Source organism: Chryseobacterium sp. 2P (assembly GCF_059579425.1).
In genome coordinates this window covers 371,689-388,068 of the sequence record NZ_CM184194.1, presented here as the reverse complement: position 1 = coordinate 388,068, position 16,380 = coordinate 371,689, and the positions used below count along the sequence as shown (strand labels likewise).

Below are 16,380 nucleotides of genomic sequence, written 5' to 3'. Positions count from 1 at the left end.
ATTAAAAATATGCGTTTTGAAAATTCTCAGGAATATCTTCTTTTACGATTTTACCGTAATCAAACTTCAGCAACTTATCACAATATTGGAAGTATCTATCATCATGTGTTACAGCAATAATTGTTTTACCTTCTGATTTCAATTTCGGGATTAATTGTTCATAAAAGTATTTCCTAAAATAGGGATCCTGATCTGCAGCCCATTCATCAAGTACCAAAATTGGCTTATCTTCCAATAATGCAAAAATCAAAGCCATTCTCTTACTTTGTCCTTTAGAAAACTGTCTTCTTGCAGATTCTTCAGAATCATCTTTTACTATATTTTCAAGTTTAAAGATTTCAAGTAATCTTTTGTAATTAGCATTATCTTTCAGCTCATAATCATCAAAGTTTTGAGAAAAGAGGTGATTACTTGTAAATACAGCTGAAATAAGATTCTGAATTTCTTTTTCTGAATCAATTTTTTTCTCATTAAAAAATATATCCCCTTGATCAGGCACATATAAACCTGTAAGAATATTAATGAAGGTACTTTTTCCACTTCCGTTTCCGCCAACGATAAAAATAACCTCTCCTTTATTGATTTCCAGATTCACAGGTCCCAACTCAAAATTGGCATCCGCATTGTTATTTTTATAATTAAAATGGATATTTTTAAAGTTTAATTTTGAAAAATCAACAGCAAGTTCTACATTCAGTTTCTTATTAGCATTATCATTTTTAAAATCTTCATAAAAACTGTTCATCCGTTTGTTGGCAACAAATAATCTGGTAACGATGTCTTGAAGATTGATAATAGCGTTTATTGGGCCACCAATAAATAGTAAAACAAGAACATACGGAATTACAAATTCTTTTTTAAGCCAGCCGAGTTCTGGTAAAATAAAGAGAATCGTTCCTATAATAAGATACATCCCATACTGACTAATAAGCCCTATTGAAAGGAAGGAAAAACTTATTTTAAAATCCAATTTATACGCCTCATTTCTATTTTTGTAAACATAGTCTTCACGCAATCTTTCTTTTCTTCTATCACTTATCATTAATTCTTTAAATCCGTTCACTACATCCTGCACATATCCAAAATAAGACTCATTATATTTTCTAATTTTTTCTATGGATTTTGACAAAAGGTTCATTACAAGATAGTACATCCCTGCAATAATGATAATACATAAGATAATAATTAGTGCCGATATCCAGGACAGGCTTATGAGATATCCTATACAGAGTATAACCATCAGTAGAGAAGAAAATGCTGAAGTAATTACTCCTGGTAATGCGTAAAAGGTTCTTATGTCTTCTACTGCAGTATAGAATCTCTGAGTACCCCATTGTTCAATTTTTACCAAAGGGGTTTCCAAAATTTTCTGAAACAGCTGTTTTTCCATTCTAGTTAGCAAATCAAACGTTATTTTGTTCAATTGCTTTTGAAAGAAAATATTCAATAAATAGGCATAAATTACAAAAGAAAAGAATGCAATATAAATATACCCGTTTACTGAAAATTTATTTGACAGCGTATTATTGATTATATAGATAATACCAAAGCTCAATAAACTGCTTATTAAAGCATATACAGATATCAGAGCGATATGTTTTGATTTTATTTTTAGCATAACTAAATTTTATGAACTAAACGAAACAATAATTAATTAACTTTCCGATTTCTCTACTATGATGATGTATAAAAAAATGATTTCCTTCAAAGATCAAATAATTAAAAGAAGAATTTGTAAAATTTTCCCAATTCCTGATCCTTGCAGATAAGTTTTCTTCACTTCCCATTATTGCATAAATAGGTGTTTGAATAATCTTATTCTTTTCATACTGCCGATCTTTTTCAACACATTCAAAATCAGCTCTCATGATAGTGGAAAAAAATGCAAATGTCTCCTGATTTTCAATAATTTCATCGGGAACTCCTCCTAACTCTGCAATTCTTTTTTTAAAGGTTTCATCATCCAAATTATACCGAAGAGAAAAACTATGGTCTTCTAAAGGTCCCGGGTTTCCAGACACGATCAGATAATTTGGTGCATCATTTTCTTTCTCCAACATTTCGGTTACTGAGAATCCTAATATTGCCCCCATACTATGCCCATAAATTACATAAGGCTTACCATTTCTTTTGTCCTTTATCTGTAAAAACAGATCCTGTATTGCTTCTTCTTTATCTCTAATAAGGTTTTCTTCAAACCGAGCTCCTCTGCCCGGTAGCTCAATCGGGATAAACTCAATATCTGATTTTAGTTTGCTCTGTAAGAAATTATAAGAATATTTATTGCCACCTGCAAAGTGTAACAAAAAAAGTTGTTTATTCATTATTTCGTTGTTAATTTTTCGTTGTTAAGGTTGATCCACATATCATTTTCCGATGCTTTTTCAAAACTAGATTTCATTTTAGATAAGCCGTCTTTTATCTCAGTATCATTCTGAAGCTGCTTAATTGTGAAAATAATTTCGTGATTATTTAAAGCAGAAACATCCATTTTAATTCCTAGTTTATGGATAACTATCCGGTCTGCATTTTCAAATTGATCAAGGCCTAATGGAATAACAATCATAGGAATTTCATTCATTATACATTCTTTAACGCCTCCCATCCCTCCATGTATAATAGCCAGATCAGAATATTCAAGCATGGTCATTTGAGGAAGCCATTTATGAATCCTTATGGTATCCGATTCATGAGATTTATAGTCTTCAAAAAGATTTCCGACAGATATATTAAGAATATGATTTTTCATTGCTTCCTGCTGAAAAGAGCCAATAACCATTTGCAAAATTTTTTGAGTTTTTTCTTTATCTATTTGCTCTGCCCAAGAACCTAAGGAACAATAAACTATCGTTTTTTTTGATTTCCTTTGTTCAAAAAGTTCATTCTCTAGCTTTTGAATATCATAATCTGAGTGAAATATATTCTGCTCAGGTATACAGGCTCCTATATAAAAATCATTTTCTTTTATGCTTGCATCTTCTATTAAAAAGTCTTCTGAAGCTGGAACTACATTATAGAAGTTTTCAAAAACAGACAGCATATCATTCAAAGAATTCATGGTGTATCCTTGGCTAATGATAAGATCAATTAGAAGATTAGTGGCTTCAAGATTACTATCATCCATCAGCATATTGATACTCCATTCTTTAATCTTGTCTGTTAATGATTTTTTACTGAGGTCATTATCTACTGGAAAATGACAATATAACAGAAATGTCTTTATCTTGTATTTTAAATAGAAAGTGGCTGCTTCTATCGGATTATAAGCTGTAAAAATAATAGCTGATGGATTAAGCTTACTGATTAACCCATTAAGTTCCCCATTAATAATGGTCCGGATAACATCTGCATTAATTTTACCTGAGAGATAGGTACTATTTTTCGGATAATAGTCTTCAAAAACAGTGGTAAACGGAAATGATGTTCCAGATATTATTTCTGTTACATCCGGTACACCGATATAATGAACATGAATTCCCTTTTGGCGAAGTTTTTCACTGATTCCTAGGGTAGGAATTATATTTCCTCTGAATGGATCAGTATAGACCAGTACTTTTTTCATAAAGCGTATCAGTTATTTTTTAAGATTATCTGCTTCGTCCTATTTCATCTTCATTACCAAACCCTCTTTCTTCTTTGGAAATTTTATCATTTCCGAATGTGTAGTTTACAGAAAGTCTGAAAAATCTGTTATTGCTATAAGATACATAAGTTTGTACAATCCCGTTCAGTTCTGAGGTCATCATGCGCGGACTGGAATTAAATATATCATAAACCGCAAAGCTTAGATTTAATCCTTTATATGGCGTTTTATAAGAGATGGCAGCATCAAGTGAGTTCCCTTTCGAATAATGATAGGCATTCCTGTTGTATGGCGAACCATACCAAAAATTCAGATCTGCAGTCAACGTTTTTGAATGGTTCAAATTAAAAGAATTGTTAAGCGATCCAAAAAACTCCAATCCGTTTCTCATCAGCAGATTATAGTCTTTAATATTATGCGAATAAGAATAGTTCATGAAAAGAGTTACATACGTTTTCCACCAGGAAAATGTTTTGAATTCATATGATTCTGTAAGAGAATATCCATAACTGCGATAATAATTATCATATGTGGAAATAAGTTCTTTAGTAGCTTCATTTGACTTAAAAATTACATCAAAAGCATTGGAGTTTATATTAAATGTCATTTTTGAAGTAAGATTTCTGTAAGTGTGGGATAATTCCACATTATCAACATAAGAAGGTTTTAAATAAGGATTTCCCATTGAGGAAGCCTGACTGTTCATGTAGAAACGTGAAGGATTAAGCTGTCCATATGATGGTCTTTGTATTCTTCGTGCATAACTCAGCACCAAGTTGTTTTTATTATTTATATCGTATTTAACGAATAAGGAAGGAAAAAGCTGAAAATACTTATTGTAATCAGTTTGATTAATCAAAACAGAATACCCTTTTGTCTGGGTATATTCTGCTCTTAAACCTGCCTGTAACTCCCACTTATCGGACAGTTTTCTTGTCCCACTGATATATAAAGCCTGAATATCCTCGTTAAATTTGAACTGATTTGACTGAAGGGCTGCATTGGCTAACAAATCATAATTATTAAGCTGATATCTTGTATTGGTAAAAGTGAGCTTCCCTCCATAGGAAAAGTTGACTGCCCTTCCTGGATGGTCAATATCAAACTTTACACTATAATTATTGATAATCTGGTCAGAAATGGCCCGGTTGAAGAAATTCACTCCTTCAAAATTATTCCCTGTATCATATTTATTAGAAAGTATTATATTTCCTTTATCAGTATTGTAACTCAGATAATCTAGATCTATATTAAGCTTTCTACCAATAGTATCTAGTTTCTGGTCCAAATGGAAATTTAATAGATGATTATTATTTTCATCATGAGTATGACCATCTCCGTTTAAAAAATATTTAGGTATTAAATTGCTGTTGGCGACTGTTGTATTTAAATGATCATCAACATAATTATTGTTTACAGCTCCTAAATACTGTACTCCAAATTTGGTTTTTGAACTAAGCTCATAATCGATTAAAAACCTTCCCGAAAGCTGATTATAGTTCCATTTTTGTCCAGAATCAGTAAGATATGGTTCCGAGAAATATGTGTCTAAACGTTGATTTACAAATATATCCCCGTAATCATACCGTAAATTGAATAAAAAACTAATTTTATTTTTCTGATAAGTAAAACTGTTGCTTGCTGCTCTAAGGACATATTTTGCTTTTGCAACATCTTGGGAAAGTGTCATATTATTACTCCAAGAATTATTTTTTGCTTTCTTAAGAACTAAATTAATTATTCCACTGTTTCCTTCTGCTTCGTAACGTGCAGAGGGATTGCTAATAACCTCTACCGATTTGATGTTTTCGCTGGGGATTGATTTAAGGAAATTTTTTATATCATCTCCACTCAGATTAATCATTCTGCCATCAATCATTACTTTTACAGCATCTCTTCCTAACATAGCAATCTGGTCATTTTTCAAAACCAGTCCTGGAACCATTTTTAAAGATTCAAAAATATTTCCTTTATTCGCAAGCGCATTATTTTCGATATTAAATACCACTCTGTCAATTTTCTGAACCGCCATTTTTGGAGAGGATGTCAGTCTTACTTCTTCAATCATTTTAGATAAAGACTGTAATTCTATATCTGCTGTTTTCATATTAGAATCAACATTAATTACTTTTTCAAAATACTTATATTCAGAATCACGTATAACCATATTATAAGTACCTTTTACAAGTTCGGTAACAAAGCTGCCATTCTCATTAGTAATTACTTTTTTATCTTTATCATGACTTTTGTTCGAAAAAAAAATTTCTATGTTTTTTATCGGCTCTTTTTCTTTATTTAAAACTCTACCTTCTATTTTGTATTGAGAATAAAAAAATAATGGCATACAAAGAGTTAAGAGATATAACAGTTTAGAATTTTTCATATACATAGTGTAAGTGACTATTGTGTTTTTATAAAATTTAAGAATTCCTGAATATATTCTGAGAAATTGATTGCTTTCCCAGATATAGGATATGATAGGTGAAGCAGAACTCCATTAGAATATTCAAAGACTTTGAAGTTAAGCCCATCAAAATCGGTTATTGGCATTTCATATTCAATAAAGCCTTTATGCTCCTTTGCTTCGCCGCTTTGATTAAAATAATTATATATTCCTAAAATATTGCTTTCGAGTTCTTTATTTTTCATTACTTGTATCTCTTTCCTGATTACTTCGTAAGGAATTTTTTGTGTTGTTCTAGCCTCTATCATTTCTCCATAATTTTTCAGTATTTCCGGAATTGAATAAGTATTAAAATCAGGATATGATAAAATGATTAAATTAGTTAAAACCCCCAGTATTTTTTCATATTCTGAATTTTCTCTGTTATTGCTTGTAACCCCATAAAATCTTCTGCTTTGATCATTATAGCTGTTAATGAGTTTCAAAAAGATGGATAAGCAAAATGCATTGAACGGCAGTAATGTTTTTTGAGATATTTTTTGAAAAATTGCAAAATCTTCGCCCGTAATAAAAAACTCCTTAATCGTGAAATTCTGATAATAAACAATATCCGACACCTCTTTCGTACTATGATGATATAATGGTGTTTTTAATATTTCTTGAATCTGTTTATCTTTTAATGTTAATCCTTCGTGTGATTTCAGAAAGCTTTCCTGAGAATCAATAAAATTAAAATGATGAGGATGTACCGCAATATCACTTCCGGTATTGAAATAATTCTCTAATGCTTTTTTAAGATATTTCGCCGTGTAATCATCTGATAATGAATGATGTAAACCAAAAAACACTGAAGCTATGCATGGGTCTTTATCCTCAGTTTTAATAATAAACACCCTGATAAGTTCTCCGTCCAGTACGTTGTATGGACTGAGCATCATTTTCTTACCAATCCTCTCAATTTCTTTTTCAGATTTCTTCTGTATATTTTCCGTTCGAATTTTTATTACAATTTCTTTTTCAGATAAATAGCGCTGAATATAAAAATCTCCTTCTTTTTCATATTTTGTCATTAAAAAAGGAAAACTGGAAATTGATTTCCTAAGCTTATTTTCAAAATGCTTATCATTAAATTGATCTATTTTTATATTAAAACTAACTGATGAATATGGGTTTCTAAACAAATAATACTGATTAGGCGATACAGGTATAGCATCCCCATATGCCCAGTCTTTATTTTCACTTTCATTCACTATATTTTTAATATTTCTTTCAAATAGAGCACATAATTTTTCAATTGATTCCGGTGTAAATACCTCATCAGAATAACGAAAATTTATATTCATAACTCCATTCACAGTCATCCCGGAAATATCTATCAAAATATCTGTAGATAAATTTTCCGAAGGGACAGCCTGACCAATATTTTCTGACGAAAGCTGAAAATGAGAAATATTTTTTTCGGCATCATTTGCTTTGATATCATTAAAATCTCCAAGATAATTAAACTGTATCAAGGCTTTTGAACCAGAAATAATACTTTTTGTAAGATAATAAAGAACTCCATAACCAATCCCTTTTTTAGGAATACGGCGTAAACTTTCTTTTACGCTTTCTATCACAGGGCGGCTTTCATTGCTAATATCCAGTGAAAAAGGGTACATACTGGTAAACCATCCTATTGTACGGCTGATATCTGTGCCTGAAGAAATCTCTTCTCTTCCGTGCCCTTCCATCAGAATCTTGGTTTTAGTAATTCCAAACTGTACCTTTAATGATAAAGCCAGCCCGGCAAGCAGAAGATCATTGATTTCTGCTCCGTATTTTTTACCTGCTTTTGTATACAAAAGCTTTGTTGACTCTTCATTTAAGCTAAAACCTGCATTCCTGTTCAGTGTATACTTTCCTTCTCCACTATAATTATAATCTGTAGAAATAGCTGGATACATTTCCGATTCTATACTGTTCCAATACTCATTTTCTTCCGAAAGAGATTTACTCGTTGAATATTCTTGCAAAACATGACCCCATTTCTGGAAAGAATGTGTTTTAGCGGGAAAGTTATAATGAGTCCCGGAAATACCTGAATGATACAGATTATTAAGATCTTCCAGCAAGATACGCCATGAAACTCCGTCAACTACCAAATGATGAAGAATCAAAATCAGTCTGTCACCATCTCTCATGGAAACATGCCCAACATGGAACAAAATTCCTGAAGTGATATCAATGCTGCTCTGTAGCTCTTCTCCTATCTTCTGCAAACCTTCAAGTTCTTCAGATTCGGACATGCCTGTTCTTAAATCAAAATATTCATATCGATAATGTTTAGCTGAGGTATCAGCATTGAACTGGCTCCATTTTCCTTCTTCATTAGTGTATACCATTCTCAGTGCATCATGATGATTTACCAAACGTTCTACAGAACTATTGATAACAGACCCGGAAAGTCTGTCATCGCTTTTTAACAGTATGGACTGATTGTAATAGTTCTTATTGACAATTTCATTATTTTCAAAAAAATGCTTCTGAATAGGGGTCAGAACAACGTTTCCTGCTACAGCAGACTGATCAACAGGGATAACATGAGCTGTTATAAAATCGGATAATTCCTCTAAAACCGGATGTTGCAGTATATGCATTACCTTAAGGGTGTATCCGTACTTACGTAACTTTGATACGATCTGAATCGATTTGATAGAGTCTCCACCCAGATTATAAAAATTATCCTTGATACTTATCGATTTTTGATTCAGCACCTGTTCACATACCTCTACCAAAATACGCTGTTCTTCTGTAACCGGAGCTACATATTCGTTCTTTATCAGATCTTTTGACAGTACATCAGGAAGATTCTTGCGGTCAACTTTTCCGTTATGTGTTAAAGGAATACTTTCCAATTCAACGTAAAAACCGGGAAGCATATACTGGGGCAGCTTGGTTTCTAAATATTGAGATAATTTCTGCTTATCTATCATCGAATCACTTACATAATAAGCTACAAGGTTCTTCTCACCCTCATATTCTTTTACTTCCACCACGACACTTCGGATCGAGTTACTGTAAGACAGTATATGACTCTCAATCTCACCCAGCTCAATTCTATATCCCCTTATTTTTACCTGATGGTCAATTCTTCCCAGGTATTCTATACTTCCATCAGGAAGCCATCGTCCAAGGTCTCCTGTACGATACATCTTAGTTCCGGCAACAAATGGATTCGATATAAATTTTTCCTCAGTAAGATCAGAAAGATTCAAATATCCGCGAGCCAAACCTGCTCCCGCAATATATAACTCACCAATTACTCCTTCAGGTATCGGCTGATGATGATCATCTAAAATATAAACCTGAGTATTGGAAATAGGCCTACCAATAGAAAAATGGCATTCTTTATCAAACCTTAGCTCAACCGAAGTCACCGTTGTTTCAGTAGGGCCGTATTCATTATAGAAACGGCATATGGAACTCCAGGATTCCGCTAACTCCCTGCTACAGACGTCTCCTCCTGCAATTACTCTTTTTAAAGAAAATCCTTCATCAGGCTTTACCTCTCTTATTACAGCAGGAACCGCATGAAAATGGGTAATCTTATTTTCTTTTAAAAATACGGTTAAAGAATGATAATCAATAAGCTGTACTTTTGAAATAAGATAAAGCGCTGCTCCGTTTAGAAGAGCAAGGAATATCTGTTCCACAGATGCATCAAAGGCATAATTGGAAAACTGAAGAATTCTTTCTTTGTCATCAATTTGAAACTGATGAGACTGAGCGCTTATAAGATTGATTACGCTTCTGTTTTCAATCATGACTCCTTTAGGATTTCCTGTAGTTCCTGAAGTATAGATAATATAAGCCAAATTATCAGGTTTTGTAACACAGTCAAGATTGATGGCTGAATAATTATCTTTTACCTTTTCAAAATCTGAGAACAACGATTCGTCTATAACGACTTTTGCGCCCGTATCCTTAAGAATATAATCAATACGTTCCTGCGGATAATCAATATCAATAGGAACATACGCTCCTCCGGATTTTAAGATCCCCAGAATTGAGATGATCATTCTTTCACTTCGAGGAAGCTTGATACAAATCAGATCATCTGACTGAATGGCATACTGATCCCGAAGGTAATGCCCCAGCTGATTGGATAAGGCGTTCAGCTCAGCATAGTTAAGCTCTGTACCCTCATAAAAAACAGCGGCATTGTCCGGAGTCTTTTCTACCTGTTCTTCAAACAGATTCACCAGTGTTTTTTCTTCAGGATAAGAGGTACTTGTATTATTGAACGATTTCAGAATTTTTTCTCTTTCTCCGTCAACCAGATAATTTATTTCTGACAATGATATATCTGCTGAGGTTATAAAATGGCTCAGCACCTTCTTAAAATGGGAAACCAGATTGGTAACCCCTTCAGAATAAAATACCGATGAATTGTATCTGAACTCTATATGTAGACAGTCTTTATCCGGAGTAACAACAAAATTGAAATCATAATTGGAATGGTCAAATGATTCTACATTTTCTGAAGCAAGCCCTGCAGTGGATGAAGATTCAGCATTTGCTTCTTCATTCTTTAAATAATTCTCAAAAACAATAATATTTTTAATGAGATCTTTGCCCAAAGGCGATAATAACTGAATCTGTGCCAAACTGTTAAAATGATAACCTGTACTCTGAATAGAGTCTTGGTGAACTTTTTCCAAAAGACTGCGAGGGGTATCTTCTTTACTCACTTTAATATGCACCGGAATTGTATTGATAAACAATCCTACCATATTCTCAATACCTTCTATCTCTGGCGGTCTTCCAGATACTACTGCTCCAAATACAACATCTTCCGTTCCGTTATAAGAGCTTAACAGGTATGACCATATGGCTTGAGCATAAGTGTTCAGTGTAATTCCTAAATGCTTGCAAAACTGATTAACAGAAAGGAATTCTTCTTTTCCTATAATGAATTTTTCTGCAATGAAACGGGGCGTTTCCTCTTTTACCTGTTTTTCGAAAGGTAACGGACTTGGAGCATTGATTCCTTTAAGATAATTCTCCCAATAAGCCATTGCTTCTTCTTTATCAATTCTTGCTAACCATTTTATATAGGATGAGTATCTATGCGGTTCCGGCAAATTAATTTCTATTCTCTGCTGCAGTGAACTTAAAATTATAGAAAAATCATTAATCAGAATTGCCAAACACCATCCGTCCATAATAATATGGTGATGACTCCAGATAAACTCAAATGCCCCATCAGGCAGCTCAACGACCATAAGACGCATCTGGGTAGGCTCATTAAGATTAAAGCCGCGCATAATATCACCCTGTCTAATATCATCTAAATCCGCTGCTGATTCCAAAATAAAATGCTTAAAGTCTACCCGGGCTTTTTTATGAACTATCTGAAGCGGAACATTACCATACCGATTGTCAAACGATGTACGAAGAATTGTATAGCGATTGACCAAAATACCGAAAGCTTTTTCTACCAATGATAGATCCAGATTAGGAGACTTGATCCTGTAGGAAGCCTGCATAAAATAGGCAGACCCTTTCGGATCAACAAACCAGTGGTAATACAATCCCTGCTGCATTGGTGAAAGCTCATAGATATCTTCTACTGTATTTCCCCTGTTAAGATCACTGATGGTTTTAAAAGACAGTCCTTTATAGGTAAGATCAGAAGGAGTTAGTATTCTTTCTTCTCCATGTTCCATGATCAGGATACGAAGATGACGCTGATAAGACTCTGTTAATTTTTTAAGAGTAGATTCTGTAAATATTTTATCTGAGTAACGGATATCTATATTCATTGTTCCATGTACGGTCATCCCGGATACATCTAGCAAAATGTTTGATGACATATTTTCAGCGGGTACGGCTGCTCCTATATTTTCAGAAGAATATTGAAACGCTGAAGCATTATTCTCTATCGTACCATTACCAATATCATCAAAATCTCCCAGATAATTAAACTGTATAGGAGGGATCTCTGCGGAGGAGATTCTTTTATCCAAATAATGTAATACCCCATAGCCTATTCCTTTGTCCGGAATACGGCGAAGTCCTTCTTTAATACTCACTAATTCCGGCTGTTCTGCATTACTGATATCCAGTGAGAATGGAAAAACAGAGGTAAACCAGCCTACGGTACGGCTGATATTTATATTGGGGGAGACAGCCTCTCTTCCGTGCCCTTCCATCATCACCCTGGTCTTACTGATTCCAAACTGTTCCCGTAATGACAGCGCCAGACCTGTAAGCAGCAGATCATTAATTTCTGCTCCATATTTTCTGCCTGCACGTGTTTTTAATAACCGGGTCTCTTCTGCTGTAAGAGTAAACCTTATGTTTTTATCCGGTATTTGTTTACCATTTACTAAGTAATCTGGTTCCGGCACAGAGTAGTCCCCCGATTCTATGCTCTCCCAATATCTGCGTTCCTTCAAAAGAGCCTGACTTTTACTATATTCTTCCAATGTTCTGCCCCACGTCTGAAATGAATCCGTTTTCGCTGGCAGAGAATATGGTTCTCCTTTGATTTCTGATCCATACAGATTTCCCAGGTCCTCCAGTAATATACGCCATGAAACTCCGTCTACTACCAAATGATGAAGAATCAGAATCAGTCTGTCACCATCTCTCAAGGAAACATGACCAACATGGAATATAATTCCTGAAGTGATATCAATACTGCTCTGCAGTGCATCTCCTATCTTCTGTAAACTTTCAAGTTCTTCGGATTCAGATGTGCTTGTTCTCAGGTCGAAATACTCAAGACGATAATGTTTTCGTGAAGTATCAGAATTAAACTGTCTCCACATTCCTTCTTTATTTGTGTATACCATTCTCAATGCATCATGATGATCGACAAGCTTTTGCAGGGATAATTCTAATGCTGCTCCTGAAAGCCTTTCCTGACTTTTGAGAATAACAGACTGATTATAATAATTCTTGTTATGAATATCCTCGTTTTCAAAAAATGACTTTTGAATCGGAGTAAGAATAGAATCCCCTGTGACTACCGACTGGTCGATTTCTACAACATCAGTAGTCATATGCCGGGCTAATTCCTCCAATAAAGGATACTGTAATATATATTCTACCTTTAAAGAATATCCATATAAGCGTAATCTGGATACGATTTGAATTGACTTAATTGAATCTCCACCCAAGTTATAATAGTTGTCACGAATGCTTATAGGGCTATGCTTAAGTACCTGCTCACAGACTTCCACCAAAATACGCTGTTCTTCTGTAACCGGAGCTACATATTCATTCTTTATCAAGTCTGCTAACGATACTTCAGGTAAGTTCTTACGGTCAACTTTTCCGTTACCTGTTAATGGGATACTTTCCAGTTCAACGTAAAAACCGGGAAGCATGTACTGGGGCAGCTTGGTTTCTAAATATTGAGATAATTTCTGTTTATCTATCAACGAATCGCTTACATAATAGACCACAAGGCTTTTGTCTCCCTGATGCTCTTTTACTTCCGCCACGACACTCCGGATCGAGTTACTGTAAGACAGTGCATGACTCTCAATTTCGCCCAGCTCAACTCTATGCCCCCTTATTTTTACCTGGTGGTCAATTCTTCCCATGTATTCTATTCTTCCATCAGGAAGCCATCGTCCAAGGTCTCCTGTACGATACATCTTAGTTCCGGCAACAAATGGATTCGGTATAAATTTTTCCTCAGTAAGATCAGAACGGTTCAAATATCCACGGGCCAAACCTGCTCCCGCAATATATAATTCACCAATTACTGCTTCAGGTACCAACTGATGATGGTCATCTAAAATATAAACCTGAGTATTGGAAATGGGTTTACCTATGGAGGCTGCTGACCCATCTGTTTTATGGGCTATACATCCGATAGTTGCTTCTGTAGGTCCGTATTCGTCATAGATTTCTATATTATCACTGATTGACTGAATGATGTTGATATGTTCTTTATAAAGCTTTTCACCTCCTAAAATAATTTTACGGATCCCTGTGCTACTGATTGCAGCATGTCTAAGTAAAGAAATATGGGACGGGGTCAGCTTAAGAATATCTATTTCCTCATTCCCCAATGCATTTAAAAGGGACTGCAGACTATTGTCCTGTGAACTTCCCAGCCATAATTTGCTTCCTCTTGAAAGAGAACAAAAAACAGCAGTCCCGGAAAGGTCAAAAGATATAGAGGTAAATAATCCCCAGTTACCCCGGTCATTTTCTTTAAAATAAAAACCATTGCTCCAGCAAACATAATTCATCAGATTGGAATGCGTGATCATTACGCCTTTAGGATTTCCTGTAGTTCCTGAAGTGTAGATGATATAAGCCAAATTATCGGGTTTTGCAGCACAGTCAGGATTGATGGCTGAATAATCATCTTTTACCTTTTCAAAATCTGATAAAAACGATTCGTCTATAACGACTTTTGCTCCCGTATCCTTCAGAATATAATCAATACGTTCCTGCGGATAATCAATATCAATAGGAACATAGGCTCCTCCGGATTTCAAGATTCCCAGAATTGAGATGATCATTCTTTCACTTCGGGGAAGCTTGATACAGATCAGATCATCTGCCTGAATCGCATACTGATCCCGAAGGTAGTGCCCCAGCTGATTGGATACGGAGTTCAGCTCTGAATAGTTCAGCTCTCTACCCTCATAAAAAACAGCGACATTATCCGGAGTTTTTTCTACTTGTTCTTCAAACAGATTTACCAGTGTTTTTTCTTCAGGATAAGAGGCACTTGTTCTATTGAACAATTTCAGAATTTTTTTTCTCTCTCCGTCAACCAGATAATCTATCTCGCTGATAGAAATATCCGGAGCCTGGCTGAATTTTAATATGAGTTCTCTGTAATGCCTGATAAAGCTATGAATGATATGAGGTTCATATATTTCTGTATTATAGTTTGCCCGTATGTATAACTGACTATTAACTACTCCAAAATGGAATTCTATATCATATTTACAGGTGCTTTCCGCTTCCTCAATGATGTTGGTATAAATTTCCTGTGTAAGATGTGGATCTTTTCTTTCGTCATGAAAAGTTATTGAAATATTAAAAACGGAGCTTCTGCTTTGATCTCTTTTGAAATTAATATCTTTTAAGATCTCACTTAGCGGATATATAGAATGTTCATATGCCGGTATCAGATTTTTCTTAATCCTGTTAAACAGACTGTTAAAACTATCTGTTTCGGAAACTGTATTTCTCAGAATCAGAGTTTTAAGAAAATAACCTATCTGTTTATCAAATTCGGCTCTTTCTCTGGTGGCCATATGAGATCCAATGATGAGGTCATCATTATTGGTATACTTATAAATAAGTACTTTTAAAATTGTAAGTACCCCTGTAAATAAACTTCCCTGAAGCTTTTGTGAAAGTTTTTGGAGCAGGTTGGTTTCATATTCTGATAAGAACATCCGTGCAGAAATACTGTCATAAGTCCTGAATGAAGGATATGGCTTGCTCGTAGGAAGCTGAAGAACATCAGGTAACGGTGATAAGATATCTTTCCAATACTGTTTATGATGATCCGTTTTATTCAACTGTGTCTGATACCAGTCTATATAGTCTCTGTATCTGTAGGGTGTATTTTCCAGTTTGCTCTCGCTCTCATTTAAGAAAGCATCATAAGCAATAAACACTTCATTTTCAAATATTTTACCGGACCATTCGTCTGATATAATGTGATGTATATTATAGTAAAATAAACTTTGATTACCCGGCAGCTTAATTAAAAAACATCTTAATAGCGGATCTTTTTCCAGATCAAACCGGATAAGATTATCCTGATTGATAAATGCTATGCCTTTTTCATAGTTTGCATGTCTGTAATCTATTACATCCACATTGATACTGCTTTCAGGATGAATGACCTGAAGCAAATCACCGGAGATACTCAAAGTAAAATTCGTTCTCAATATCTCATATTTATTAATAACAAATTGCAGAGCTTTTCTTAGAGTTTCAATATCCAAAGTATGTTCAACCTGAATAAATGAAGGCAGGTGATACGCTGCAGAAGACTTTGAATCTTGGCACGCAGCCCATATTTCTATTTGTGGATAAGATGCCTTATAATGAATATTACCATTAATATCTTTGAAAATATGGTCAGAAGAATTACTTTTTAAAAACTGAACGATAGAATCTTTATGGGTTCTTATTTCTTCCAACAGTTCTTCTGAAATACTTTCTTTATAAGAAACTATTTCAAGGCTATCACTTCTTAATAAAACTTCAATATTATTTTCTTTTAATTTTTCAATGAAACTCTTCATATAATTTTTTGTTATGTTAATAATCATCAGACATTATACTTCAGCAGTACGGACGGATAATTACATTAGTGTAAAAGATGATAAGTATAAAACAGTAATAATTATTACCA

The 16,380-nt window shown here is 34.2% G+C and carries 5 protein-coding genes; all 5 read right to left on the bottom strand.

Annotated elements, in window-relative coordinates; all coding sequences use genetic code 11:
• Position 1: 1 nt before the first annotated feature.
• From AC52CF_RS01630 to AC52CF_RS01610, 5 genes are read right to left on the bottom strand one after another with little or no spacing between them, the layout of a single operon-like run.
• Complete coding sequence (locus AC52CF_RS01630; protein WP_496517752.1) at positions 2-1,618, bottom strand: cyclic peptide export ABC transporter; 1,617 nt, start codon at positions 1,616-1,618, stop codon at positions 2-4.
• Positions 1,619-1,634: 16 nt separating this feature from the next.
• Entirely contained in the window at positions 1,635-2,324 is a 690-nt protein-coding gene (locus AC52CF_RS01625) for a thioesterase II family protein (protein ID WP_214591057.1), read from the bottom strand.
• Positions 2,324-3,562 (bottom strand): glycosyltransferase, encoded by a 1,239-nt coding sequence (locus tag AC52CF_RS01620; RefSeq protein ID WP_214591058.1) that lies wholly within the window; start codon positions 3,560-3,562, stop codon positions 2,324-2,326. The genes AC52CF_RS01625 and AC52CF_RS01620 overlap by 1 nt, the downstream gene beginning before the upstream one ends.
• Positions 3,563-3,587: 25 nt before the next feature.
• Entirely contained in the window at positions 3,588-5,927 is a 2,340-nt protein-coding gene (locus AC52CF_RS01615) for an outer membrane beta-barrel family protein (protein WP_214591059.1), read from the bottom strand.
• A gap of 56 nt (positions 5,928-5,983) precedes the next feature.
• Positions 5,984-16,270 carry an amino acid adenylation domain-containing protein gene (locus AC52CF_RS01610; protein WP_496517751.1) on the bottom strand — a complete coding sequence of 3,429 codons (10,287 nt, stop codon included), beginning with the start codon at positions 16,268-16,270 and terminating at the stop codon, positions 5,984-5,986.
• Between the last annotated feature and the right edge of the window lie 110 nt (positions 16,271-16,380).